The following is a 24,996-nucleotide window of genomic DNA, read 5'->3' as shown; positions in this document are numbered from 1 at the left end:
TTTTATCTCCATTTATCAAGCAGTTGGGATTAACTTTAGATGGTAGTTATCCTGAAGCAGAAATGAGCGATCGCAATCTTGAATATTCCGCAAACGACGTTAGTTTAAGAATATCGTGTTGGGTTTTTGCGATCGCTTAGGCTGATTAATCGCTCCTAAAACTCGGCAAGTGGAAATCGATCGCCCCAGTCAGAGTTTAGATTCAACTACTTAATCAAACAAGCCATCTACCTTTTGACGAAAGGCAATCAAGGCATGATTGCTCGAAAACTCCTTCAGGTCTTCTAGTAATTGGTCTGATATCTCTTTTGACACAATGGTTTTGACTTCAATGTTGGTGTTATAGCCAGCGATATCTCCCATACGTTTACCGTGACTACCAGCGCCCTTGGCTGGAATAATGGTGTAGCCAGAAGCACCCAATCCGCTGAGCAGCTTAACTAGGCGATCTTGCAATACCGTTTCGCAAATGATCGTGACGAGATAGCCCTGGCTTTGAGAAGTGGTCATAAAAATTTTAGGAACAGTTGTGTACTCATTATTCCACGGCGCAGTTGCAGGCTGGGGGCAGGCATCTGAAAATCTACTTAAGGGCTGAGATCCCAGCGCTACGATTGAAATAGTTAGAGGATGTTTGAGAAGCTAGTTTTCTAGGGAAAAAACTCTCAGCGATCGCACATCCATACAATCGTGCGAGAAAACTTTAGATGAGTTAACCTGATTTCAAGTCCCTCTAGATAGTATTTTGCTCAAGATAAATTCAGAGGGATAGAACGCATTCCAGGCTGACAGATGAGTGGCGCTGCATTCAAGAGGAAGCTGTATGGACGCAGAAATTAAACCAGAAGACGCAACCAAAGCAACCAGCAATGCTCCAGAAATGGGCGGCGGTTTGCCCGTCGTGCAATATTGGGCAGAGCATACCCTATCACCCGAAGGGCCAAAACTCTGGCAAACGTTGTTGCATAAAAGTGCTTGCTTGTCCTGTGCTTGGGGAACGGGGGGACAAAAAGGCGGCTTCGCGAACGAGTTGGGGGAAACGATGCAACGCTGCGCCAAAAGCGTAGAGGCAATTTCCGCCGAGTTGCAACCAGCCGTCTCAAATCATTTCTTCGACAGCCACAGTATCACCGAACTTCAAGAGTTAACTTCCTTAGAAGCGGATCGCCTCGGTCGTCTCAGCTTTCCCGTCATTCTGCGCGAGGGAAAATCTCATTACGAGCGGATTTCCTGGGATGAGATTTACGAGATTAGCGAAGCTGGTTTTCGCAAGTCCCCGGAACGAGTCGCCTCCTATAGTTCTGGGAGATCGTCGAATGAAGCGGCTTATCTGCTGCAACTGATGATGCGATCGCTAGGGTCGAATCATTTGGCAGATTGCTCGGATTTGTGCCACGTCCCCTCGACAGTGGGACTGAAGCAGATGTTTGGCTCTGGCACGTCAATGGTGAGTCTGGATAGCCTGAAAAAGGCAGAATGCGTGGTGCTGATCGGGTCGAATGCACCTGCTAACCATCCGCGCTTGATGAACGAACTGATCGAGTTGCGCGATCGCGGTGGCAAAGTTATTGTTGTTAATCCAGTTATTGAAGTGGGGTTGGTTAAGTTTGCTTCCCCAGCATTTCCCCTCAAGTCGCTATTTACCGGATCGGAGATTTCCTCACTTTATCTGCAACCGATTCCCGGTAGCGATGTGGCGCTATTTATCGGCATCCAAAAAGCGCTAATTGAACGCAACTTAATTCAAACAGATTATCTTTGCGCCCATGCTGAGGGTTGGGAAGCGGTTGTCGATTATGCTAACTCTATTTCCTGGGATGCGATCGCTCAAACTTGCGGTGTTTCCCAAGAGGAGATCGAAGTCTCCGCAGAAATAATCGCCTCTTCAAAAGGTGTGGTGTTTGCTTGGGCGATGGGTGCAACGCAGCAAGAAAACGGCGTGGATAACATCTATGCGATCGCTAACACTGCTCTGCTGACAGGCAATGCAGGCAAAGACGGCGGCGGTACGATGCCCATCCGGGGACACTCCAACGTCCAGGGTTTTGGCTCGATGGGAGTGACAGTCCAACTCAAAAAAGAGATTCAAGAAGCGTTAGAGAAATTGCTGGGGCGATCGCTCAACCGCAACCCTGGATATCGCGATCGCGACTTAATTGATGCGGCTGATGCAGGCAAAGTAGACACCTTGATTTGCCTTGGTGGCAATCTGTATGCGGCGAACCCGGATTTAAATCAAGCAAAGCGAGCTTTAAGCAATATTGAAACCATTATCTACCTCGCCACCAAACCGAATTTAGGACAGTTTCACGGATTAGCGAAGAAAAATACCATCATCATTCCCGTATTTAACCGCTTTGAAAATCCGCACCAAACTACGACTGAATCGGGCAACAACTTTGTGCGGCTGAATGATGTTGGTAAAACCCATCTCAAGGATGCATATTTGATTTCCGAGGTGGAATTTCTCACACAATTGGCGCATTGCATTCTTGGCAGCGATCCGGTTGATTGGCGCAAACTTCAAGATACCAAATATGTCCGTCAACTGATTGCCAAAACGATTCCTGGCTTTGAGCAGATGGCAACGATTGATGAAACCAAGGAAGAATTCACCATCGCCGGACGCATTTTCAATGAACCTAAATTTGCTACACCGTCCGGTAAAGCGAATATGTTTGTCACGCCATTACCAGAATTGCATTTACCGGAAGCAAAAGAGTTTGGAGTAACGGAATCTACCCAGAGCATTGTATTAGCATTGATGACGGGACGCAGCTACTCGCAACATAACACGGTAGTTTATAAACAAGGCGACAAATATCGCGGAATGCCGCACCGAAATTGCATTTTAATGAACCCATCTGATGCAAAACAAGCAGGATGGCAAGAGCATCAACGAGTGACGGTGCAAGGCGATGCAGGCAAGTTAGAGAATGTTGAAATTATCTTTGGTGCTGTGCGTCAGGGAGCAGCAATGATGTTCTATCCCGAAGTTAACATCATCTTCAAAGCGCGTATAGATAAGCAGTCTGGGATACCTGCGTTTAAGCGCGTTCCGGTTGTAGTTTACTAATTGTGTCTTATATGGAAAGAGGAGACTCGATTCGTCTCATTAGCGCAAGAGTTGTTACACGCTCCGAGCGAGAAGTCTATGAAGAGGGTTGAGCCAGAGATGGAAGATGAGATGCGATCAGAATATGACTTACAGAGCCTACGAGTCAGAAATTTAGGTTCTAAAAGAAAGAGTTTTAGAGGGATAATTGTTCGCTAAAAACCTGAGACAAAAGAGATGCTTACCAAGTCCAATTCAGTGAATGAAGCTCTACAGTTTTTAATGAAAATTATGAAGTGAAACCACGACAAAAAATGACAGTTATGTAGCGATTGAGATTGCCAGGGAGCCAATTAACAGTTTAAACTTGATTTAGACTGGATTAATAATTAAAAGTTGTCCTTGCGTATGAGCTTTGAAGAAGATATAGCCAAACTCAACCAATACTATTTCTTTCGAGAATTCACTTTCTCTAAGAACACTTTTCGTCCAACACCAACGGAAGAAGTTGAACTCGCTGATAATGTTATCTGGCTAGACGATATTCTGAACATCTACCAATTAAAAGAGCGCCAAGCCCCCAGCAACACAAGTCCTGACAAGGAACAACGGTGGTTTGAGCAGAAAGTTTTAGGCAAAGCAACGCGACAAATACGCGATACTCTCAATTATCTCAAGAACCATAAAGATATTTACCTTCAGAATCACCGAGGACATGCTTTCAATGTTACAGTCTCGTCGTTAGAGTCTGTACATAAGCTCGTTTTGTATAAAGCTCACGAAGCTCTTCCAGAAAGCTGTAGAAAGCAGAAACACTATAGAAGCCAGACGGCAGGTTTAATACATCTAATTCCAGCGGATGATTATTTGGGGACACTTCGGACGTTGCTTACACCTGCTGAAGTTTCAGATTATCTTGCGTTTCGAGAAAAACTGATAACCAATTGGGAGGAGGATGTTTTAAATCTGCCCGAACAGGCATTAGTTGGTCAGTATTTATCTGGTATCTCGAATGAAAAGCCTAAATTTGTATTTGTTGAGTATCTTCGGAAACTTCAACACAGAGCTGATGAGTGGGATATGACAGGAGTGATAAATGTTTTTCCTGAACGTGTGACAACTGATAATGTTTCAACTGACTACTATTACATTGTGAAAGAAATTGCCAAATTGATGAGAAATGAATTACGAGAGTTAAAAACACGATTCCAGCTATCAATGGAGAAAGCAAGCGCTAATGAATTTGTGTTGCCGTACAGGATGGCAATACCACGTACAGGCTGCGGGTTTGTGTTTATTCCTTTAACAGATGACTTCATTGAGCATCGTCTACAATTTCTCCAAAATTTTACCTATGCACACAAATATGATCAAAGACTACCAAAGTGTATCGGTGTTTCTTTCGCGCCAGAAGAAGATGGATGGTATTCAGTAGAGTGGTGCTATATAGAGTGTCCGTGGCAAGAAGATCCTGAGATGGAAAATAGGCTGCGACAGAACAATCCATTTGGCGAAGTACGAGCTGTAGAACTTAGTCAGTATACATTTGGCAGTGTAGAAGAGTAATCTACTGTGTAAATCGCGGCATAACAATTCGGTTGCAGCCGAAAGTCCTTGGTGTGGAGTTCAAGGCTATCAGCTACCGCTGAACTGGGTCGTTAAACAACCAAAAGGAAATCGCTTCTTTCACCTCTCTTAATACAGTTTATGCTGAGTTAGAATCCAGACAATCTGCTTACTCGACAAATTTATGTCAAACTTGCTGAGGACATCGGCGCAAGGAGTAGTGATACTTTAGGTATTTTTATCGGTTGGCGAGTTGGCGAATTTTGTAACATAAGAGAAGTCCAATTACCAGTTCCGGTAGGCTATGGAACCCTTAGTTGACAGAATTGTTAAGAAATTACATCATCTGTCTCAATCCAAATTACATTATGTGCTTAATTTTATTAAATTTTTGTCCTGGCAAGAAGAACGCTCAAATCAGTTAGATGTTGGTGAGTTTATAGCAGGAATTTACGGCTCTACCTTTGAAAATATTGCAGATCAGCTAGCTGACGAACTAGCCAGAAGTGTTGGAACGAATGTACCTTTATTATTCGATTATGCGGTCAGCCGTGTAGGAATCTACGAGGAGCATCCATAACGTTGATCTATCTCGTAGAGACGAATGCCCTGTTGCGCCTTAGCGATCGCAACTTTGACTCTCTGGCCGCTTGAGTGCGCTCGCGCGATGTCTGTAGGATGATTATTCAGTCAATTCAAGCCAGTAAAGTACATCTTTTACGGTATGGTGATACTCGCTATCATGTGAATAACAGCGTATGCCTACCGCAGAACAGGCTCTTGCCTGTGTCAGAGTATGCCAGATGCTCTCAAATGGATATCAGCCTATTCATGTATTTCGGTATAACCAGAACACCAAGATAGTGTTTATCCTTGCTGGTGTAACTGAGAGTTTGAAAATTCTAATTTTTTCCGATGGTCAAGGTCGCTTTAATGATGAAGCCTGACTTTAGCAAAATGACCCGTCAAGAACTGAGAGCCTATGTTTTGGCTCACCGAGAGGATGATGAAGCAATTGAGGCTCTGATTAAACGCAGGAATCCTAATAGCCAAAAATATCGATTTCCTAAGACGGAAGAAGATTTGAGGGAAATGGAAGAGATCCTAAAGGGAAAACTGGGTAGCAGTTGAGAAGCTTTTTAACACTTGCTTTAAAATTGAATATTTTGATTTTATTGAGTCCTTGACCAGGCGAAAAGAACGCACAAACCAGTTAGAGGACAGTTAGTTTGAAGCAGAAATAAGCGATCGCATCTTCAGATTTTTTGAATTTGCAACTTGGGCAAACGCGATCCAGACTGAGATAAGGATTCATTTCGGAGCGAAATCGGATGCCAAATTTGATTGACAGAATTACAGTTAATCCGAAGCAGTGTGGAGGTCGTCCCTGCATTCGGGGTATGAGAATTCGGGTATCAGATGTGCTGGACTTGTTTGCGGCTGGTTTAAGTGCCGAAGAAATATTGGAGGAAATGCCCGATCTGGAAATGGAGGATCTGAAAGCAGCACTCACCTACGCGGCGCGTAAAGTCGATCATCCAGTTCTGGTGGCATGACGATTTGGGTAGATGCACAACTGTCGCCTGGAATTGCACCCTGGATCGCGAATACATTTGGGGTGACAGCAGTAGCCTTGCGCGATATTGGTCTGAGAGATGCTGAAGATTATGAGATTTTTGAGGCAGCAAAAGCGCAAGGAGCGATCGTTATAACCAAGGACAGAGATTTTGTTGATTTGGTCGCTCGCTACGGGGTACCTCCACAAATTATCTGGCTGACGTGTGGCAATACATCAAATACGCGATTGCGAGAGATTTTGAGTGCAACATTGCCAGACGCTTTGGAGCTTTTGCGCTCAGGCGAGATGTTAGTGGAGATTAGCGGGGATTAGTCCATCAACGGAAGGACTAGCGATCGCTAGGTGATATTTTATTCGCACAAACCAGTTAGATGGCAGTTAGTCTAAAGCAGAAATAGGCGATCGCAACTTTGACCCTCTCGCTGCTTGAGTGCGATCGCGCGATGTCTGTAGGATAATTATTCAATTCAAGCCAGTCAAATACATCTTTTACGGTATGGTGATACTCGGTATCATGTCAATAACAGCCTATGCCTACCGCCGAAAAGGCTCTTGCCTGCGTCGGAGTATGACAGAGGCTCTTCTTAAATGGATAATTATGGCTAAACTGGCTTGAGCCTGCCGTCCCTTGCTAACTCGTACTTGCTGCACCAGGGCTGGATTGAGAAAGCTCCCAGATGTCCAATTTTACATAAACGATAGTAGCCATAGGCTGTTTGGCACCCTGGAAAATCGCGGGGCAAATTGCGCCATTTAATTCCATTATCTGCTCGGTAGACAATAGCATTCAAAATCTCTCGTAAGTTAACCTCTCAGTGTTTACAAATCAGTGTTTACCAAAAGGCTTGGCACAAAGTAACAAAGGTTCAATCTGTTGCGGTTCCTCATCGTTAAAGTCACTGTCGTAAAAGGGTTGACTCATTTATTACATCTTGTATCGATTATTTGATCTCCTGCTATATACTCGCTTCATATCTATTTACCAACTGTCTCTTACATCTCAAGTTTTCAGCCCATCAATTAACTACAGAAATACTTTGCTGATTCGCGTGTTTGCTTAGTAATTGTTAATTTTTTTACTAACTTTACTGTAAAGCAAAAAAAAATGCTATGACTTGTTCGCTCAAATTTAAACAAACTAATCTCGACTCGCTCAAACCTGAATCTGTTTATAAAAAAATATTGCTCATTAAAAATTATTAAGGACTAATTTAGATTAACAAGGGAATACCGTAGTTTTGCGGTTGTTGTCAATAACTTGCTGATTGTTAATATATCAATAAGCAATTAATTGAGATAGCTAGATATGGAAAATAAAATTAAGCTCGGTCAAGTTACCCAAGTCGGCTTTGGGACAATTATGGCACTGATGGTTGGTATAGGTATTACTTCCAAAATCAGTACAAATACTTTGGTAGAAGCAGTAGATTGGGTAACACACACTTATGAAGTTAAAGATAAACTGGGGGGGTTGGAAAAAAATCTAGTTGATGCAGAAACAGGGCAAAGAGGTTTCATTATTACGGGGAAAGACACTTTTTTGGAACCTTATAATAAAGCTCTTGAAATAATAAATAAAGATTTCAAGGAAATACAAAAACTTATACAAGACAACCCCAAACAATTGGAAAATTTGGCTAATGTTGAAGATTTGTCTCAAGAAAAAATTTCAGAATTAGCGGAAACTATTTCTTTAAAGAAAGCAGGTAAAGAAACAGAATTAAGAGCTTTAGTGCTTTCTGGTAAAGGGAAGCAAGTTATGGATCATCTTCGCGAAGAGATTGGCGAAATGATTGCCATAGAAAATGAACTACTGGATAAAAGGAAAGAAGAAGCTAAACGAGCCGAAGAAATATCAAATTTTATTTCTTTAGGCGGCACTGCTGCTGCAATAGGTTTAGCTTGTTTTACTTTATGGTTTATTTCTAAAAAGGTTGTCCGACCGATTAATGACGTGACTAGTGCGCTGGCTAGTTCTTCTACAGAAATTTCTACTGCTGTAGAAGAACAAGAACGTATAGCAACCAACCAAGCTGTTGCCGTTAATCAAGCCTGTGCAACGATGAATGAATTAAATGCATCAGCTCGGCAAGCATCAGAACAAGCAGAGGCATCGCTAGAAAGTGCAAGACAACTATTAGTCTTAGCAGAATCATCAACCAAAGGTGCAAATCAAGTATTAGCTTTAGCAGAATCATCAACCAAAGGTGCAAATCAAGTATTAGCTTTAGCAGAATCATCAGCAACAGGTTCGCGGCAGGTACTATCCTTAGCTGCATCAGGCAATCAATCTGTCATAAAAACTGTAAATGGAATGTCAGAATTGAAAGAAAAAGTTGTCGCGATCGCAGACCATATTGTGAGTTTAAGCGAACAAGCTAATCAGATTGGCAACATTAGCGCCTTAGTTACAGGCATATCTAATCAGACAAATATGCTGGCATTAAATGCCGCAGTAGAAGCTGTACGTGCAGGAGAAAACAGTAAAGGTTTTACAGTTATTGCTAGCGAAATTCGCAAATTAGCCGATCAAAGCAAAAAGTCAGCGGAAAAAATCAATACGTTGATTTCCGATATTCAAAAAGCAATAAATTTAACAGTGGTAGTGACAGAACGGGGCAAAAAAAATGCCGATGAAACTATTGAAATGTCCAGAGAAACAGCCGATGCTTTTGCTAAAGTGGCTCAAGCAATTAATGATGTGGTCTTAGAATCCTCCACAAATGTTACCCAGGCAATTAATGATATTGTGTTGGAAGCGTATGGCAGCGTAATTCAAGCAATTGAGGAAGTTGTTTTAAACAATCAACAGGACTCAATAGCAGCAATTAATGATGTTGTGTTACGCAGTCAGCAAATTTCTCTCACTGCTAAGCAGCAAGCTCTGGCGATTGAGCAAGTGGTAGAAGTGATGAATAATTTGAAACAAGGATCGGTAGAAACAGCAAGTGGTTTAGAGCAAACTAAAATTGGGATGCAAATGGTGAATCAATCAGCGCTTAATCTCAATGCGGTGGTTTAGTTGGACAGATTATAAACTGCTATACGTTTAAGTCATCCTCAGTAAGAGGGTCGCGACTGCGATGACAAAATAAAGCCGAGAGAGTGCTGTGATGAGTAACAATATCGATATAGAACTGCTGCATCTGTTCTAGAAGCTGCACATCCTGCATCAACAGAAAACCACGCGGGTCAGCCGTTAGGGAATTCTAGTTATCAGCAATTGGGCAACCTGTGGCTGTGGTCAACTTTTCGCGATCGCTCATAGATATCCTTACTTAACCTTGTTTAAGTCAAACTCTTAATGACTTCGTTAAATTAACCACGCTCATAACGACTCCGAATTGACAAGAGCAAGTTTTGGCAATTTCGGAACCATTAGGGACTCGTCGGAACATCACTTGAAGGCGTTTGAGATTAACGACTGGGAGCAGCTCAAATTCTACAGGCTTTAAGCTGTGCCATCCATTCCCCAAATCCCACACGGCGAAAGCGAGTAGGCTGGGTTTTAGTAGGTTCCAGAACTTGCCAAGAGTGCCAGGGAAAATGACCGATTGGGAGAACACTGCCATTAGAAGCGGACTCTTTGGCGGTTAAATCATTAAATTTGAGCCAAGTTCCGTTTTGCTTCCATCCCACAGCTTCTCCGAACTTGGTATAATCTCGATTCACTTGAGAACTTTCCCAAATTTGCCGCTGAATGCCGAACCCAAAGCGATCGCCACTTGCTTGTCGCCAAAGTTGATCTAGCGTTTTGAGATGTTTGCAAGGCATCGCCCGGATTTGTTCGGGTGTAATCTCGTCTACAGTCTGCTCAAGTGCCTTGGCATCCCCAGGAATCACCGCCTCTTTAAATAGATAACTGGTTGCCGAATCCATCCAGCGCCAATCCTGAGCTTGTGCTGCTTGCTTCAAATCGTAGGAAGGCCAAAAGCAACCCTGTTTAGAAATTGCACCATTTGTCATAGTGGCGTTGCAAAGCCGTGCATCGCGAAATCCCGTAATCCCCGTATCGGTCAAATCCGCTCGATCGAGATAAGCCGGATCGTGCTTCAGTTCGCTGAAGTCAGCCCCTACCAGTTTTGCCCCAATCAAATTTGCTCCCTGCAAATCAGCATCTCTAAAACGGGCACCATTCAGGCTAGCGTTGCTTAAGTCGGCCTCCCGGAGGATTGTGCCAGAGAAATTGGCTCTGGTAGCCTGAGTACCGGAGAGCAAAGCATTGGTTAAATTTGCTTGGCGCAGGTCGGTGTCAACCAGGCGAGTAGCCGCACCAGAGAAGTCTGCCCCTTGGAGGTTTGCCCGTCGCAGATTCGCCTCCGATAAATCTGCCTCTCGGAAAATTTGGCGGGAAAAATCGGTACCGGCTAAGTTTTTACCATTCCATTGCACAGCCCTCAAGTCAGGAATCTTCTCATAGCTACGCAGACGATGCCAGTGGGAGAAGTTCACTAAGGCAAAGATAGCGATCGCACTTCCTCCCAATCCTCCCAAGATCCACCACAAACTTTTTTTGTGCCACATCCTTAATTACCCGAAGTAGGAATTTTGCAAGCCTATCCTAAGCCACAAGTGAGAAAGTCGGCTTATTCAACCAACGTATGGATCGAGGGGGCGTTTACAAACGTATTTTTATAGCTTCTGGGTCACTTTCACCCGCGAAACGAACCGCGATCGCTAAAGTAAGAATTACAGCGCTCGCTATCTAGGACAAAGTTCGGGATGATGTAGTGCTGAACAAAATTGGCAGGAAGTCACGATGAAAACACGCGCGGCGATCGCTTGGGAAACTGGAAAGCCCTTAGAAATTGAAGAAATTGACCTAGAAGGGCCAAAAGCTGGAGAGGTTTTGGTTCGGATTGTTGCCACAGGCGTTTGCCACACAGATGCATTTACGCTGTCTGGTAAAGATCCAGAGGGCATTTTCCCAACGATTTTGGGGCATGAAGGCGGCGGGATTGTGGAAGAAGTGGGTGCTGGCGTCACCAGCGTGCAACCAGGCGACCATGTAATTCCGCTGTATACGCCAGAGTGCGGGCAATGCAAGTTTTGTCTGTCTGGAAAAACGAATCTGTGTCAGGCAATTCGCGCCACGCAAGGCAAAGGATTGATGCCCGATGGAACTAGCCGATTCAGCAAGAACGGTGAAACTATCTATCACTATATGGGTACCAGTACGTTCAGCGAATACACCGTATTGCCCGAAATTGCGATCGCCAAAATCAACAAAGCCGCGCCGTTAGAAAAAGTCTGTCTCTTGGGATGTGGGGTTACCACAGGCATTGGTGCTGTATTGAACACGGCGAAAGTGGAACCCGGCTCAACGGTTGCGGTGTTTGGTTTGGGAGGAATTGGGTTAAGCGTCGTTCAGGGAGCCGTAATGGCTCAAGCAGGGCGGATTATTGGCATAGATGTCAATCCCAGCAAGTTTGAACTGGCGATGCAGTTAGGCGCGACGGAATGCATCAATCCCAAAGACTACGAGCATCCAATTCAGCAAGTGATTGTCGAACTTACGGATGGCGGTGCTGACTACACCTTTGAGTGCATCGGAAATGTCAATTTGATGCGAGCTGCCCTTGAAGCTTGTCATAAAGGTTGGGGAGAATCAACGATTATTGGGGTTGCGGGTGCAGGAGAAGAAATTAGCACTCGTCCCTTCCAACTGGTTACGGGGCGCGTGTGGCGGGGTTCTGCCTTTGGAGGAGTGAAAGGGCGATCGCAACTTCCCGGCTATGTAGATAGGTATCTCGCAGGCGAAATTAAGCTGGATGAATTCATCACTCAGACGATGCCACTAGAGGAAATTAACACAGCGTTCGATTTGATGCACGCGGGTAAGAGCATTCGTTCCGTGATTCTCTATTCGTAATATCATGTCCGGCTTGCCCATAATTAAGAGAACCCCAATTTTTGCTCCCCTCCTCGCCTGCGGGGAGGGGCTGGGGGTGGGGTTCTTGTCTATCGCGCAGAATTTGGTATGCAGCATTATCAGTCATGAACCAACCCGTCCCGACAAACCTCACCTTAGTCAGCCGCAACCGGAGTTTTGGTGGCTCGCAATCTGTCTACCGCCATTACTCCACCGTCCTCGACTGCGAGATGAATTTTGGCGTGTATCTTCCTCCGCAAGCTGAATCGCAATCTTGTCCGGTACTCTATTGGCTCAGTGGATTAACCTGCACCGAACAAAATTTCATCAGTAAGGCAGGCGCACAGCAATTTGCAGCGCAATACGGTGTCATTGTGATTGCTCCCGATACCAGTCCGCGCGGCTGTAATGTCCCTGGAGAGGAAGATAGCTGGGACTTGGGAACGGGTGCGGGATTCTATGTTAATGCCACGCAAATGCCTTGGGCAAAGCATTACCGGATGTATGACTATGTAGTTTCAGAATTACCGGATGCGATCGCTGCCAACTTCCCTGTAATGCCAATTCGCGGCATTTTCGGACATTCGATGGGTGGATATGGTGCTTTAGCGATCGCCCTAAAAAATCCCGGAATGTTTAAAAGTGTCTCCGCCTTTTCTCCGATTGTTACCCCCAGCCTCGTCCCCTGGGGACAAAAAGCGTTTCAGAATTATTTGGGCACCGATAAATCTGACTGGCTAGCTTACGATCCGATGCATTTAATTAAATCTGCTCCAGAAAGATTACCCATTTTGATCGATCAGGGAGATGCAGATCAATTTCTAGGCGAACAATTGCAACCCGAAACTTTTGCACAAGCTTGTGCAGAAGTCAATCATCCCCAGACTCTTCGCATACAACCCGGTTACGATCACAGTTACTATTTCATTGCCTCATTTATTGGCGATCATTTCGCTCACCACGCGGCGGCTTTGGCTCAACCAGGCTGATGCCGATACATCCGCGACTCGCCCAGTCTTGTCTTTCGCTGCGCCTATGTTTTTAACTTGTTCAGGGACGTGAGATCCTAGAGAAAGTAAATATGGTCAATAGAGTCTCACCAGAATGGAACAGAATCGTAAGCCAACAGTTGTAATCACGGGTGCCTCCTCAGGGGTTGGTTTGTACGCTGCAAAAGCGCTTGCGAAACGGGGATGGCACGTAGTCATGGCTTGTCGGGATTTGGACAAGGGGCAAAAAGCTGCCGAAACCGTGGAAATTCCCCAAGACAGCTACACCCTGATGCACCTCGACCTAGCGTCTTTGGAGAGCGTTCGCCAGTTTGTGAATAACTTCAGAGCCAGCGGCAAGTCCCTGGATGCTTTGGTGTGTAACGCCGCAGTTTATCTACCTTTATTAAAAGAACCATTACGCAGTGCCGAAGGCTACGAACTGAGCGTGGCGACAAATCACCTCGGTCATTTCCTGCTGTGCAACCTGATGTTGGAGGATCTGAAAAAGTCCTCTTATGGCGATCGCAGACTCGTGATTTTGGGAACCGTAACGGCAAATCCGAAGGAGTTGGGAGGCAAGATTCCGATTCCAGCGCCTCCAGATTTAGGAAATCTCCAAGGCTTTGAAGCTGGTTTCAAAGAGCCAATTTCAATGATTAACGGCAAGAAGTTTAAACCCGGAAAAGCGTACAAAGACAGCAAGCTTTGCAACGTTTTGACAATGCGGGAACTGCATCGGCGCTATCACTCTGAAACTGGCATCACCTTCAATTCTCTCTATCCGGGATGCGTTGCAGATACGCCTTTGTTCCGCAACCACTATCCTCTATTTCGGAAAATATTCCCGCTGTTCCAAAAGAACATCACCGGGGGATATGTGTCTCAGGAGCTAGCAGGGGAGAGGGTTGGCGCGATCGTTGCCGATCCTGAATACAAGGAATCTGGGATGTATTGGAGTTGGGGAAATCGCCAGAAACCCGGTCGTCAATCTTTTGTGCAAGAGGTTTCTGACGAAGCTAGCGATGATAACAAAGCGCAAAAGCTGTGGGATTTAAGCGCCAAGTTAGTTGGAGTCGCGTAACGTAGGCTGGGCGTTACTGATTTGTTTGTCATTGTTCAATATAGCTCTCTGGTTTTGATGTTTCGGCAGACAACATCAAAACCAACGCTAAACCTGTAATAGCAGCACTCATAGGAGGTAGAATCGTTGCCCCGCCCAAGGCAGACGCTGCAATCCACCAACCCGATCTCGAAATTTGCCGCAGCAACAACCATTGTGCAAATCCAACTATTGCTCCATCGATTGCACCTATCATAGATAGGTTAAAAAACTCTTCCCAACTATTAATACCAGATGTTATAAATGCCTCAAAAAATGCCTCAAAAAAATAAGATAGTGCGTTTGCAGATGCAGAGTAACTCGCTAACACAGATACAGGTAAAGCTATCGCACCGCCTAAAGTAGACGCTGCAATCCACAAACTAGCTCTCTTAATTCGCCGCTTTAACAACAACCATTGGAAGAACCCCAAAACAGCCCATACAACAGTCCAGCCAAGGGGAAAACCGTTGCTGCCCAAACCTCCCGTCAAAAGTGATACGAAAATGCCAGCAACAATTCCAAGCAAACTACCTATAGTAGATAGAGCAATCCAACCAACCCAAAACTTCCAGTCCATTGTCTTTTGCGTTAGTAAATTAGAGGATTTATTCATAAACTTTTATAAAAAATTAAGATTTGGATTTTAGCTGGGTTCCATCTGATGCAGGTGTAAAGTACAAATTTATTCGCTCATTTGCCAAATTTCAGGTGCCCGCAATGAATTGTCATGGAACCAGGCAGAAATACTGATTTCAAGCTTTCTATAAGAGTGCTTGAACTCAACAGTAGGGTCTGAAGCTTAACGGGTCAGGATGCAAAGTGATTTAAGGGGTGGAGTAAAGCTGACTGTCATTCTTTCGGTGGGTATTTTACCCAACACAGGAAATAGCCTCAAAGTTATTCGCTTTGAGGCTATTTTCATCCAAACTGTTAATTGAAGTAGGACGATCGCGGCTTTTTTATCGCTAGTTATTGACCAGAAGCCTCCGGACTATCGGCAGCAGGGTTTTGTTGACTGCTGGATGTGGGATCTGTTGCACTCGATTCATCTTGAGCCGGAGTGCGATCGCTCTCACTTTCGGACTGTGTGGGAGCAGTTTGTGTCGAAGGTGCTTGTTGAGCCTCAGGCTGCTTTGGCTCAGCATTGGGCACAGTAATGTTGATGTTAGGTGCCGGAGCTTGCTGTTGAGGTGCCGGAGCCTGCTGTTGAGGTGCTGGAGCTTGCTGTTGAGGAACTGGAACCAAAACATCCCTAGTTCTTTCAATGATCGTGGTTTCTTTTCTAGGAGCTTGCTTTGCTTCAGGAGCTGGCTTCGCTTCAGGAGCTGGCTTGGCATCTGGTTGTCTAGGAACCACAATATTTGGGATAACCGGAGCGGGTGCGTCATTCCGTTGGTTTAAAAAGAACCAAGTACCAGCGGCCAAGCCGACCAGCGAAGTCAGGAGCAAGCCAATTACCAAGCCACTCGCGGCATTGTTGTTATCCCGAACCGCTAAATTCTCTTCTTGGTAGCTGCGCTCGGAGACTCGCCCGCTAACGTAACCATCCCGGTAGGAGTCAGCGTTAGGTTTAACAACGCCATTATTAACTGTTTCTGTTCGCGTTACGTTGGTGTGAGTATGACCGTTAGCGTCATTGTAAGAATCCTGACGAACTTCACGGTTATAAGTTTGGTAATCCTTTGGATTAGTCATAGCTGTTGATAAACTCCAAAAAAATGTAGATAAAATAGAACCTTGAAAGTCTGTCGGCGTGACGCACTTTCTTTCAAAAAAGAATTCTTAGCTTTGTTGTAGTTTAATTCGCTACTTCTGCTTGAATTGTTTTCAGAATAACTTTTGCAAACGCACGAATGGCTCTATCTCAAGAGCGTATTCTTACTTCTATCAAAGGACTGACTGTTTCAATAACTGCTATAAGCTATTAGCGAAAGCTGATAGATATAGAGCAAGCTTAGTCAAGGGAAACTACTTTCAATTAAAAAAGTATCTTTACTAAATCTTTATTTTTTTATGGGCAATCTTTACTAAATATTTATAGATAAAAACAACCAGTTATGCTGAGTATTAAGCCATTTGTAGCGGTGAGCGTTTATAGAGAAATGGCACTGACATAAGGAGAAATGCGAGAATTCGTAAGTTTGTTCCGTGCGACTAAGCGTTACCCAACATTTCAAAGGGTTTGGCTGGGTTCGTCGAAGGAAATCCAGCCTACGAGGTTCAGGCTTAAGTCAGTGACTCATACTAAAGGTAAAAATCAAGCCGTAACCAGCAACGGTAGCGATCGCGTCTGGGAATCCACTATCGTCAACGAGAATCTAGATGAAGTATTCCCCAAATCGCTATTGATGCCAAGCAATCCGGGAGAGCGATCGCACTCTTTCGCTATTCAAGACACCGACACACCGAAGACAATATTCTTTCAAAAGGATAAATAAATTAGTAATCGACATTAGGCAATATGTGTCTTTGCCTTGTGTTCTGCCAAATTGGGAGCCTTTTTAAACCAGTCTATCAAAGTTGCAATATCACGACGCTCTGTAGTCAACAGTCCAAGTTCTTCGCGGTAATCATCCGACTTACGAGGCTTGGAGCAAAGAACATTACAACTTCCCACTACAGCAAAATTTTCACATAAAAACACTTTTGCATGAGTGCCAATAAGCTTAAGCCTAAATGTATTAGGATAGCTTTTTCGTAGTTTTTGCAACTCATTTATGGCGTTGTATTGCCAAGGCATCGGCGTACTGAAACTCCAATATCCATTTCCAGGTTTAATTATGCTGCCTATGTCTCGTTGAAAGCCCCAACCCATGTCTATATGAACTTCTCGCTCTAAGCAATCTATCATCCCTTGAATCATCTCATCATTGATGCCGTACCGAGTAATCCAGGGATTGACGATAATCACCTGCTTTCTAGCTTCCTTCAAGACTTTTAGGCACTGGTTTCGATGACCCGAATGACCAATCACTACCCTTGACTCATCAGGTTGATCTTCCAAAAGTCGCTGGTAAGTTGCAGCAACTTTTCGATCCACATTGTTGTAGAGTGCTGCAACTGACAACATTACTTGCTCTGAACGCTGTCGCAGGTCGGCTAGCTGTCTGATAACCGAGAAAACATCGCTATGCAGCTCTGCCCGGAAGTCTGCTAAGTCACATAATTCTGGATGTTCCTCAAAAGGAAAATTGGCTAACACCATTTAGAGATTAACTCCTTCGCTTTAAGTGGGATGCTTCATAGCGTATCTGGCTCACCTGGTTGCAGTCTCCTCACGACCGTGAGTAATATCGTGAGTAGTCTCTTTACAGCAGTCTTGTTAAAGTCAGATTTAAGAACTTTGCGGAGACTGTGATCCATGCGATCTATCTCAAACCCGCCTGAAGATAAATTTTTAGAAGCGCCTAACTACTGGAATTTAGAAAAACTGTATATAGATTTAGCTAGAGTCAACGGTGGAAAACCGATTACTCCAAAGCAGAAATATTTGTTAAAGGGAATCCTTCTATACAACAGTCCTAGTGAGATAGCCAAGATATGTGGCTATGGAGGGAAGAATCCTGCTGAGTCAGTTAAACAGACTTTACAACCAGTTTATCAACTCATAAAAACTCTGTACAATATCCCGAGTGAAACGCGCATAGTTTATAACAAGCTTCCTTTTCTCCTTAATGAATACTCTTTGAGGAACAAGAATCAGCTACAGAATCACTTTCAAGTAACTCATATTTCGGAATGTTCTCAAGAAACAGAGCAAAATGAGCAGCTAGCCACTACTTCTTCAGATAATCCAACTTGGCAAACCATAGAAGATGTCACGCTATATATAGAAAAATTTTTTCAGCACTGTGAGCAAGAAGAGTATATCAAGGCTTTATACACAATTTTTGATGGTGATAATTATGACAACTGTGTATATAAGTTTTTGTGGTTGCATGGCTACAACGCTCTTATAGTGAGTCTGTATGAGCGGTTGTTGCAGTCATGGCAACCAAGAAAGTCAGAAAAGTGGGAATTTGAGATTGCTCTTACTTGTTTGGGTGGTGCTTACCATCGCTTAGGAGAATACCAGAGGGCAATTGATTACTACGAGCATTCTTTGGAAATCGCACTGGAGATCGACGATATAAACGGTGTAGCTGGTTCTCTAGTGAATCTAGGTTTGGTCTATGATTCCCTAGAGCAATACCAGGAAGCAATTGAGTACAGCTATCGAGGGCTATATATGGCACGAAAGATTGGTAATAGAGAATTTGCAGCCAATGCGCTGCATAATCTAGGTTCTATTCACAACTCCCTAGAGCATTACCATCTAGCTATTGACTACTATTACCACTCTCTAGAAATTAAACAGAACTTAGGCAACGAGCAGGAGGATGCGAGTTCTTTAATTAATATAGGCAACGCTTACCGAAATTTGGGGGAATACCAGCAGGCGCTTGAATTCCTTCCACAGGGAATAAAAATTGCACGCCAGAACGGTCATCACGAATTTGAAGCTAATGGTTGGTTTAATTTGGGACTTACTTTAGAAAATCTAGATCAAGAGTCAGAAGCTATCCTTGCTTATAAAAATGCTTATGCACTCTTTAAAGAAAGGGGATTTGATGCAGAAGCAGAGGATTGCAAGAATGCGATTCAGGCTCTTTCTGAAAGCATCCATGATGACGAGGATTGAGCGCTCGTTTCCTCCTCAAACTCAAAGCATCCTCCCCTACCACCCACAAACTCAGCAGAAAAAGTGACAATCAAGCTATAACTAGCAAAGGATAAAGTCATGGCTGAAGTAGAAATCTATAGCGCAAGCGTGTGTCCCTATGCCCATCGGACGCGGTTGGCGCTGCTTGAGAAAGGTGTAGAGTTTAAACTGACCGAGATTGACTTGCACAATAAGCCGGAGTGGTTCGCGGATGTCTCGCCTTATGGCAAAGTTCCAGTAATTAAATACGGTAGCGATCGCATCTGGGAATCCACTATCATCTCTTTTCGAGCAACAGTCGCAATTTCCCTAACTGGAAGATTTCTTTAATAAATAATGTTCTACCGTCCCTTTGTCATCTTGATAAGTCTTTGAGTAATTTTCGTCGAGGTAAGTGTTGAATTGACTGTTACTCTTAAATGTTTCAATCCATCTTGCTAGGACAATTTGTTCGGGACGATACTTTTTCAAAACAGCAATAATATCATCGAAAGTCAAATTTCCCGATTTTAATCGTTTATCTGACATGACGGCAAGTTCTGGAGGAACCGGCAAACCCGCATAAAAAGCGTATATGGGACGATCCGTGAATATCCATTGAGTGGAATCCTTGTGTTTCAACACTAGATTCATAACTTCAAGACTTTTGGGTGGTCTTCCTTTAGGCTTAGCAGGAATCGCAATCATAGAGACAATCAAAAGTGCTGTGGCTAAGAGGGGAAAAATTAGCTTTTTGAAGTTTAAAGATTTTGGATTACAATTCCACCCTTCTGGAAAAAAATTAATGACTAAAGCAACTCCATAGCCAGCTAACCAGCAGATGGGAATCGCCAGTAAAGGATAGTAGTGATACCAAACAGGTTTATGCTTGAGGAGAATTAGGCTAGCAGTCACTAGCCATGTTATAGGAAAAATTCCCTCTCTTTGTTTTTTAAATAAAATTGCTAAGCAACCAATAAACGCAAAAAATACATAGTCATAGTCTTGCTGAATAAAGTAAGGTAAATTTTCAATATTATTAAAGGTTGATTGACCTTGAATTCTATCCCCAAAGTGTGCTTGAACTAGCTGTTCATAATTAAAAGCTTGAAAAATTAAGCTAACTCCTAGATAGATAACTGCAATAAAAATTAACCATAAAAGCAGAGGAGATAAAACAGAGGACGGAAAGAAGTTTTTTGATTTACTTCCCTCCGGTTCTCGGAGTTTAAAATCCAGCAGATAAAAAATCATTAAAGGAACCAGAAATATAGTAAATAGTTTCGTTTGCAAAGATACTGCTAAAACGGCTCCTGATAAAATAATGAAACGTTTACGACGCTGCCATTTGTAGAGAGTTAGCAAATAAACAGAGAGCATTGCCAGAGATAAAGAGGGAATCCCAATCATCACGGAAATGCTGAGTCTAAGAAATAGCCATGAGGTGAAGAGTAATAGTGTAGCAACAAGAGCAGGTATTTTTCCTAAAGAGAAGCGTAGAATTTGATAAAAAGACCAAATTAGAAGTGCTGAAAAGAGTATAACCAACACCCGTGCCGCAAAGACTGAATATCCAAATATATTAAACCAATAGGATAAAAAGACAGTGAATAGAGGTGGTTGATCGTTCCATATCTGCGTGTATAGAGAAAAGCCTTGCGAGTATAAAAACGCTTTTATTAAATTTAATCCCTCGTCATAATCGAATTCAAAGGCTTGTTGAACTGGTCTGATGGCAAGTACAAAGCCAACATAGAGAAATAGGATGAATATGTGAAAAAAGATAGTTTTTAAATAGGTCATGTTTAATAAAAATTTTAAGTTTATAGGCAGCGAAAGCCTAAAGTTGGTAATTTATGAGCGGCTAATGGTAAATGAAGAGGATATTTTTAATACATTTTAAAAACTAATTGCACTTCGGAACCCCACCCCAACCCTCCCCGTTTACGGGGAGGGAGAAAAGAGAAAGGGAGAAATCCTAGTTAAGGGTGGTTTATATAAATTTTCACAAGTGAGATGTGCCTAATTAAATAACTAGCAGATAAACCTTATGTGGATTTTTAGGTAATCGGTGAAATTAATCAAGGGTCTGTATTATGTATCTGACCTTATTACCTCGACCTCACCAATGATTGCTTGGGTTCCTGGGGAATTTCCGACCGCATCGCGGACTTCCAATGCTTGTCCGTTGCTGGGCGAATACCACCCTACCTCAAGACGGTAGCGATTAGGTGGTGTACCGGGTGTAACTGTAAGTTTATGAACATCCCGTAGGACTGTCCCTGAAGTTACTTTATCTGTGAAAAAATAACCATCCAGCGGACGTGCATCGGAACGGTTTTGCAGGTTTCCTTGCGTGTCGCGCAGACTGATGTTAATGGTCATATCAGGGGGCATCGGTGCTAAAAATTTCCAATAGAATGTCACTACCAGCGCTTCATCGGGCAAGAGTTTAGAAGTATTCAGGTCATAACCGAGCAATTGTACCTGCTTGCTAAAAGACAAAGAAAGCGGAACCTGAATGCGTTCTAAATCCTCCGGTAAAGGCACCGGGCCAGGATACACTCGTGCATAGTCAATATCGTGCAATCGTGCCGCATACAACGGTTGCTGAGGGTCAAAGTAAGCGATCGCTTTTGGTTCTGGCAACTGACGCTGAAATTGGTTGTAGTACAATACCACGCGATTCGCTGTCGTCCAAGGTTGAGGATCGGGCAGAATATCTTTTTCGATCGGTAAAGTTTGACCGTGAAAATAGGCGGCAAATGAGGAACTATACCAACTGGCGACTTTGATTTCTTTTGCATTCGGTAACTGATTCAACCATTTAGCCGCTAAGTCGAGACCCTCGCCTTGACCGATCATAAATATCTGTTTGGCAGCACCCGAACCACCTATCAGAGGGTTGTAATAGCTTAGGTAATAAGGATAGTAGGGGATAAGGACGATAAGTTGTAATCCGAAAAGCGCGATCGCTGTCATTACGCCTCGGTTGATTCCCCGTTTACCGATGTGATGCTTCCCGAAGCGACGCCGCAGTGCCTCCGCACCGCGTCCGACCCAAACCACCATTTCTAGCCAGCCAACCGCAGATAGCAGTGCTAGCACTGGCAAGAAAAGATTAATGTAACGGTCAATCTTACTGTCGCTGACTGAGAGGATCAGCAGCACGCACAAGGGAACTAAAGCGAGTGCTGTTACTTCCGGCATCTTCTTTTGATGACGCCGCAGCTTGGGGATTAGCAATATCGCTAAAAATGCCAGCAACCCCACTTGCAGCACGGGAGAGAGACGATACGCCAGCACTAGCGGATAAAAAAGTAGTCCCGGCGAATCAGTGATTTGCCCTAAAAAGAAAAGTACGCCTCTGGCTGACTCTTTCAACAGACCTTTATAAATCTGCGCCACAACATAGGAGGGGGACACCCACATCGCAGGCCAAATTAGAACGATTGTCCCTAAAATGCTCAATCCCCACCACCTGAGATCCGCCAACTGCTGCTTCCAACCCCTTTGAGGAAAGCTGGGTCGCCAGATTCCCGACTCAATTAGCGCTATCCAGAGGGCAACAGCAGGCAAGATAAATAAAGCTGTCACTTTTGTCGCTGTCGCCAGTCCCATAAATACCCCAGAGGCGACAAGCAACTGGCGACGATAGCGGTAGCGATCGCTCCGCAGATACAGTAAAAACAGCAGCAACGCCAAAATACTAAAATCCGCCATCAGCGCGTCAGTCGTGAGGTAGCGCTGATAAGCCAAAAAGAAGGGTTCGAGTAGCAGTAGGCTAAGAGAGCATAGCGAGACGGATTGCCCCAACAGCCGCTTCGAGAGGATATAAAAACCCACCATACACGCTGAAGCGATCGCACCCTGTAGCAAGCGCGGCAGCACGTAGAAGAAAATGGGGAACTGAACTTGGTTGAAACAGGCATCCAGGTCTAGTGGCTGATTCAGACCTAGCAAACTTGGGAAGTGCTTTTGCAACCGACAATTCGCTAACATACTGCTGCCAATCACCCACATATTGGTGACGCCTGGATGATGACGGCGATAGGTGCCAGTTAAATCTCCCTCCAGCAAGTTCTGTATAAAGGTGCTACCGCGAGTCATCCACAGCACTTCATCAGAATTGATGGGAACGGTAATTGCCAGGATGCGTAGCGTCAGCGACACCAGAAAGATGCCGAGCAAAAGAGGAGAGCCTTTTATTTTGATCAATAGAAGTATGTGACTTTAAATTAATAGCCCATTCTCCGACTTTTAGAGGCTGTTTGTAAACATCGGTGAGCAGATAGCCTTGATCTAGCAGTTCTATATAATTCCGAAATGCGAAATCCCCGGATTCTTCAAGAATTCGGGGATTTAAAACTGTTAGGCTCTCATACCTTAAATAGGATTGCCCTATTAAGCTTGATTCGTGATAAAAAAAGTTTACTTCCCAGACAACAGTAACTCTATCACTTCAAACGCCCAGAACGTAGGATGCTTACAATTAGCCACAAACCCAGGAAGCTAGCAGCAGCAAATAGACCATTGCTTAACAATGATAGCCCCCCGCCTGTTTGAGCATTACTGGAGATAATCGCCGCCCCGATGATTAGCGAACCCACGACAACACTAAAGGAAAGGCGGTTAGCAGAGTTCTCCAAACTTCGGCGAAATGGGATGATATCTGGCATCTTGATATTCCACTTCAAAGTTTCAGAAGTGATTCTTTCGAGTAGCAACTCCACTTGGCGGGGAGATTCTAAAGATAAACTTTTAATATCTAAAGCTGTTCTCAGCAAAGCTTGTAACGGGTCGTCTCCAAATAGTTGACGCCGGAATAAATCGGTCATCAAAGGCTTAATTTCCTCAATGAGATTCAAGTCTGGGTCAAATAAATGGCCTGTGCCCTCCAAATTTGCTAGCGTTTTTGAATATAATCCCATATTGCTAGGCAACCGGATTTTATTGTCGCGGGCGACTTGCAACACTTCATAAAAAACTTGACTCAAATTGATTTGCGACAGACTCAGGTTGTAATACTTTCGTAACAACTTTTCAAAGTCGCTTTCTAACTTCGCTAAATTTGCTGGTTGAGCCGATTCAGCTAATTGCAAAGTCAACTGACTACAGCGACGGGCATCAATATTTGCGATCGCTAACAGCATCTCCGTTAAAATCTGCTGAGTCCGGGGGTCTAGTCGCCCGATCATCCCAAAGTCAAGCAGCGCTACGCGACCATCTCTCAGATAAAAAATATTGCCTGGATGCGGGTCAGCGTGAAAGAAGCCGTCAAGATACAACTGTTGAAAGAAAACGCGACACAGTAGCCGAGTGATGTCTCGCCGCTGGTCGCTGGGGCTTTTACCGTCGTTGATTTGCTCGAAATTTGCCTCTAGCAACGGTACCCCATCTAGCCATTCCAGTACCAATAGCTTTTGGGTGGTTAACTGCCAAATAATTTCCGGAATCACCACCTGCTTCGGGTCAAACCAGCGGCTGGTCGATAAATTGCGGCGTAGCTGGTTGGTGAAATTGGCTTCTTGGGTAAAATCAAGCTCAGCCAGCAAAGCATTAGAAAATTCGTTCGCTAAAGCGACAATATCGATATCTGGCCCAATATCGGTGCGAGCAACTAAATCGGCTAAACCTTTAATGATGGAAATATCTTGAGAGATAATCGCATCAATTCCCGGTCGCTGCACCTTCAGAGCCACTTCCCGCCCATCTGCTAAGGTGGCGCGATGCGTCTGAGCAATTGAACCAGCAGCAACCGCCACCGGGTTGATGGTGCTGAAAACCTCCTCCATCGGACGATCCAATTGCTTCCGAATCACTACTTCAACCTCTGACCAAGGCACGGGCGGTACCTCAGATTGAAGCGTTGACAGTTTTTCAATGTAGTCCGCCGAGAGTAAGTCAGGGCGAGTCGAGAGCAGTTGCCCCAGCTTGACATAGACGGGACCCAAATCCACTAAGATGTTGCGAAGGACGGCGGGAGTCGGCAGCCTCGGTTCATCAGCTTTGCCGCCGGTCAAGAGCCGTCTCATGTAGTCCCAACCGTTGCGGAAGACGACCTCAAGGATTTCTCTTTGGCGAGAAGTGGTTTGGGTTAAGGAAAACACGGGTTTTAAGGGATAGCTAATGGAATCATGGAAGTCTGG

The 24,996-nt window shown here is 44.2% G+C and carries 22 protein-coding genes and 1 pseudogene; 15 read left to right on the top strand and 8 right to left on the bottom strand.

From position 1 onward, the window contains the following. Window positions 1-210: 210 nt before the first annotated feature. Window positions 211-510, bottom strand: coding sequence for a hypothetical protein (locus NDA06_RS10795; protein WP_190429137.1), 300 nt, complete (start codon window positions 508-510; stop codon window positions 211-213). Window positions 511-823: 313 nt separating this feature from the next. Between NDA06_RS10795 and NDA06_RS10790 the strand changes: the two genes are divergently transcribed. The 9 genes and pseudogenes from NDA06_RS10790 (at window position 824) to NDA06_RS10750 (ending at window position 9,222) form a co-directional block, all read left to right on the top strand. After that, the gene (locus NDA06_RS10790; RefSeq protein WP_190985123.1) at window positions 824-3,076 is read left to right on the top strand and encodes an FdhF/YdeP family oxidoreductase; all 2,253 of its coding nucleotides are present in this window, start codon (window positions 824-826) and stop codon (window positions 3,074-3,076) included. Beyond that, a pseudogene (locus NDA06_RS10785) lies at window positions 3,070-3,168 on the top strand (BrnT family toxin); the annotation flags it as partial. The gene NDA06_RS10790 and the pseudogene NDA06_RS10785, both read left to right, overlap by 7 nt. A 295-nt stretch (window positions 3,169-3,463) precedes the next feature. After that, on the top strand, window positions 3,464-4,621 hold the full coding sequence (locus NDA06_RS10780) for a hypothetical protein (RefSeq protein ID WP_190985122.1): 1,158 nt from the start codon (window positions 3,464-3,466) through the stop codon (window positions 4,619-4,621). A gap of 304 nt (window positions 4,622-4,925) precedes the next feature. Continuing rightward, a complete protein-coding gene (locus tag NDA06_RS10775) occupies window positions 4,926-5,201 on the top strand; it encodes a hypothetical protein (protein ID WP_190985121.1) in 276 nt (91 codons plus the stop codon). A gap of 178 nt (window positions 5,202-5,379) precedes the next feature. Further along, window positions 5,380-5,568, top strand: a complete 189-nt coding sequence (locus tag NDA06_RS10770) for a hypothetical protein (RefSeq protein WP_190985120.1) — start codon at window positions 5,380-5,382, stop codon at window positions 5,566-5,568. Continuing rightward, window positions 5,555-5,752, top strand: a complete 198-nt coding sequence (locus NDA06_RS10765; RefSeq protein ID WP_190820343.1) for a hypothetical protein — start codon at window positions 5,555-5,557, stop codon at window positions 5,750-5,752. The genes NDA06_RS10770 and NDA06_RS10765 overlap by 14 nt, the downstream gene beginning before the upstream one ends. A 200-nt stretch (window positions 5,753-5,952) precedes the next feature. Next, window positions 5,953-6,177 carry a DUF433 domain-containing protein gene (locus NDA06_RS10760; protein ID WP_190985119.1) on the top strand — a complete coding sequence of 75 codons (225 nt, stop codon included), beginning with the start codon at window positions 5,953-5,955 and terminating at the stop codon, window positions 6,175-6,177. Next, window positions 6,174-6,512, top strand: a complete 339-nt coding sequence (locus NDA06_RS10755; protein WP_190416125.1) for a DUF5615 family PIN-like protein — start codon at window positions 6,174-6,176, stop codon at window positions 6,510-6,512. The genes NDA06_RS10760 and NDA06_RS10755 overlap by 4 nt, the downstream gene beginning before the upstream one ends. 994 nt (window positions 6,513-7,506) lie before the next feature. Beyond that, window positions 7,507-9,222 (top strand): CHASE3 domain-containing protein, encoded by a 1,716-nt coding sequence (locus tag NDA06_RS10750; RefSeq protein ID WP_190536678.1) that lies wholly within the window; start codon window positions 7,507-7,509, stop codon window positions 9,220-9,222. A 413-nt stretch (window positions 9,223-9,635) separates the two neighbouring features. Here NDA06_RS10750 and NDA06_RS10745 read toward each other — a convergent pair whose 3' ends face one another. Further along, window positions 9,636-10,724: a pentapeptide repeat-containing protein gene (locus NDA06_RS10745; RefSeq protein ID WP_190985118.1), complete on the bottom strand. Its 1,089-nt coding sequence runs from the start codon at window positions 10,722-10,724 to the stop codon at window positions 9,636-9,638. A 235-nt stretch (window positions 10,725-10,959) separates the two neighbouring features. On the opposite strand from NDA06_RS10745, the gene NDA06_RS10740 reads away from it, so the two are divergent. The 3 genes from NDA06_RS10740 to NDA06_RS10730 all read left to right on the top strand — a co-directional run bounded on the left by NDA06_RS10740 (window position 10,960) and on the right by NDA06_RS10730 (window position 14,145). Continuing rightward, window positions 10,960-12,072, top strand: a complete 1,113-nt coding sequence (locus NDA06_RS10740) for an S-(hydroxymethyl)glutathione dehydrogenase/class III alcohol dehydrogenase (RefSeq protein WP_190985117.1) — start codon at window positions 10,960-10,962, stop codon at window positions 12,070-12,072. A 125-nt stretch (window positions 12,073-12,197) separates the two neighbouring features. Next, window positions 12,198-13,061, top strand: coding sequence for an S-formylglutathione hydrolase (fghA, locus tag NDA06_RS10735; RefSeq protein WP_190985116.1), 864 nt, complete (start codon window positions 12,198-12,200; stop codon window positions 13,059-13,061). A gap of 115 nt (window positions 13,062-13,176) precedes the next feature. Continuing rightward, a complete protein-coding gene (locus NDA06_RS10730) occupies window positions 13,177-14,145 on the top strand; it encodes a protochlorophyllide reductase (protein WP_190985115.1) in 969 nt (322 codons plus the stop codon). Window positions 14,146-14,173: 28 nt separating this feature from the next. Here the strand turns inward: NDA06_RS10730 and NDA06_RS10725 are convergent, their stop codons facing one another. After that, window positions 14,174-14,779: a hypothetical protein gene (locus NDA06_RS10725; protein ID WP_190985114.1), complete on the bottom strand. Its 606-nt coding sequence runs from the start codon at window positions 14,777-14,779 to the stop codon at window positions 14,174-14,176. Window positions 14,780-15,135: 356 nt separating this feature from the next. Beyond that, the gene (locus NDA06_RS10720; RefSeq protein ID WP_190985113.1) at window positions 15,136-15,861 is read right to left on the bottom strand and encodes a hypothetical protein; all 726 of its coding nucleotides are present in this window, start codon (window positions 15,859-15,861) and stop codon (window positions 15,136-15,138) included. 539 nt (window positions 15,862-16,400) lie between these two features. Between NDA06_RS10720 and NDA06_RS10715 the strand changes: the two genes are divergently transcribed. Beyond that, window positions 16,401-16,604 carry a hypothetical protein gene (locus NDA06_RS10715; protein ID WP_190985112.1) on the top strand — a complete coding sequence of 68 codons (204 nt, stop codon included), beginning with the start codon at window positions 16,401-16,403 and terminating at the stop codon, window positions 16,602-16,604. Between the two features lie 14 nt (window positions 16,605-16,618). Here NDA06_RS10715 and NDA06_RS10710 read toward each other — a convergent pair whose 3' ends face one another. Continuing rightward, window positions 16,619-17,371 carry a hypothetical protein gene (locus tag NDA06_RS10710; protein ID WP_190429461.1) on the bottom strand — a complete coding sequence of 251 codons (753 nt, stop codon included), beginning with the start codon at window positions 17,369-17,371 and terminating at the stop codon, window positions 16,619-16,621. Window positions 17,372-17,527: 156 nt separating this feature from the next. On the opposite strand from NDA06_RS10710, the gene NDA06_RS10705 reads away from it, so the two are divergent. Together NDA06_RS10705 and NDA06_RS10700 are read left to right on the top strand one after the other, a co-directional pair. Further along, complete coding sequence (locus NDA06_RS10705; protein WP_190429460.1) at window positions 17,528-18,847, top strand: tetratricopeptide repeat protein; 1,320 nt, start codon at window positions 17,528-17,530, stop codon at window positions 18,845-18,847. Between the two features lie 99 nt (window positions 18,848-18,946). Then, window positions 18,947-19,198 (top strand): glutathione S-transferase N-terminal domain-containing protein, encoded by a 252-nt coding sequence (locus NDA06_RS10700; protein WP_190985111.1) that lies wholly within the window; start codon window positions 18,947-18,949, stop codon window positions 19,196-19,198. Here the strand turns inward: NDA06_RS10700 and NDA06_RS10695 are convergent. The 3 genes from NDA06_RS10695 to NDA06_RS10685 form a co-directional block, all read right to left on the bottom strand. After that, window positions 19,178-20,650 (bottom strand): glycosyltransferase family 39 protein, encoded by a 1,473-nt coding sequence (locus NDA06_RS10695; protein ID WP_190985110.1) that lies wholly within the window; start codon window positions 20,648-20,650, stop codon window positions 19,178-19,180. The genes NDA06_RS10700 and NDA06_RS10695 overlap by 21 nt on opposite strands. A 291-nt stretch (window positions 20,651-20,941) precedes the next feature. Next, window positions 20,942-23,065, bottom strand: coding sequence for a glycosyltransferase family 39 protein (locus NDA06_RS10690; protein ID WP_199324010.1), 2,124 nt, complete (start codon window positions 23,063-23,065; stop codon window positions 20,942-20,944). Between the two features lie 239 nt (window positions 23,066-23,304). Then, complete coding sequence (locus NDA06_RS10685) at window positions 23,305-24,957, bottom strand: AarF/ABC1/UbiB kinase family protein (RefSeq protein ID WP_347277012.1); 1,653 nt, start codon at window positions 24,955-24,957, stop codon at window positions 23,305-23,307. Between the last annotated feature and the right edge of the window lie 39 nt (window positions 24,958-24,996).

Origin of the sequence: Trichocoleus sp. ST-U1, assembly GCF_039961835.1 — a bacterium.
Classification (GTDB): domain Bacteria; phylum Cyanobacteriota; class Cyanobacteriia; order Cyanobacteriales; family FACHB-T130; genus FACHB-T130.
This window is presented reverse-complemented; position numbering and strand designations above follow the sequence as displayed.

What these genes read in the sequence shown, in the direction of transcription:
- NDA06_RS10780 (WP_190985122.1), top strand. Translation starts at nt 3,464, where the DNA reads ATGAGCTTTGAAGAAGATATAGCCAAACTCAACCAATACTATTTCTTT.
- NDA06_RS10775 (WP_190985121.1), top strand. Translation starts at nt 4,926, where the DNA reads ATGGAACCCTTAGTTGACAGAATTGTTAAGAAATTACATCATCTGTCT.
- NDA06_RS10710 (WP_190429461.1), bottom strand. Translation starts at nt 17,371, where the DNA reads ATGGTGTTAGCCAATTTTCCTTTTGAGGAACATCCAGAATTATGTGAC.
- NDA06_RS10720 (WP_190985113.1), bottom strand. Translation starts at nt 15,861, where the DNA reads ATGACTAATCCAAAGGATTACCAAACTTATAACCGTGAAGTTCGTCAG.
- NDA06_RS10705 (WP_190429460.1), top strand. Translation starts at nt 17,528, where the DNA reads ATGCGATCTATCTCAAACCCGCCTGAAGATAAATTTTTAGAAGCGCCT.
- NDA06_RS10730 (WP_190985115.1), top strand. Translation starts at nt 13,177, where the DNA reads ATGGAACAGAATCGTAAGCCAACAGTTGTAATCACGGGTGCCTCCTCA.
- NDA06_RS10760 (WP_190985119.1), top strand. Translation starts at nt 5,953, where the DNA reads ATGCCAAATTTGATTGACAGAATTACAGTTAATCCGAAGCAGTGTGGA.
- NDA06_RS10700 (WP_190985111.1), top strand. Translation starts at nt 18,947, where the DNA reads ATGGCTGAAGTAGAAATCTATAGCGCAAGCGTGTGTCCCTATGCCCAT.
- NDA06_RS10790 (WP_190985123.1), top strand. Translation starts at nt 824, where the DNA reads ATGGACGCAGAAATTAAACCAGAAGACGCAACCAAAGCAACCAGCAAT.
- NDA06_RS10725 (WP_190985114.1), bottom strand. Translation starts at nt 14,779, where the DNA reads ATGAATAAATCCTCTAATTTACTAACGCAAAAGACAATGGACTGGAAG.
- NDA06_RS10795 (WP_190429137.1), bottom strand. Translation starts at nt 510, where the DNA reads ATGACCACTTCTCAAAGCCAGGGCTATCTCGTCACGATCATTTGCGAA.
- NDA06_RS10755 (WP_190416125.1), top strand. Translation starts at nt 6,174, where the DNA reads ATGACGATTTGGGTAGATGCACAACTGTCGCCTGGAATTGCACCCTGG.
- NDA06_RS10765 (WP_190820343.1), top strand. Translation starts at nt 5,555, where the DNA reads ATGATGAAGCCTGACTTTAGCAAAATGACCCGTCAAGAACTGAGAGCC.
- NDA06_RS10770 (WP_190985120.1), top strand. Translation starts at nt 5,380, where the DNA reads ATGCCTACCGCAGAACAGGCTCTTGCCTGTGTCAGAGTATGCCAGATG.
- NDA06_RS10745 (WP_190985118.1), bottom strand. Translation starts at nt 10,724, where the DNA reads ATGTGGCACAAAAAAAGTTTGTGGTGGATCTTGGGAGGATTGGGAGGA.
- NDA06_RS10695 (WP_190985110.1), bottom strand. Translation starts at nt 20,650, where the DNA reads ATGACCTATTTAAAAACTATCTTTTTTCACATATTCATCCTATTTCTC.
- NDA06_RS10750 (WP_190536678.1), top strand. Translation starts at nt 7,507, where the DNA reads ATGGAAAATAAAATTAAGCTCGGTCAAGTTACCCAAGTCGGCTTTGGG.
- NDA06_RS10740 (WP_190985117.1), top strand. Translation starts at nt 10,960, where the DNA reads ATGAAAACACGCGCGGCGATCGCTTGGGAAACTGGAAAGCCCTTAGAA.
- fghA (WP_190985116.1), top strand. Translation starts at nt 12,198, where the DNA reads ATGAACCAACCCGTCCCGACAAACCTCACCTTAGTCAGCCGCAACCGG.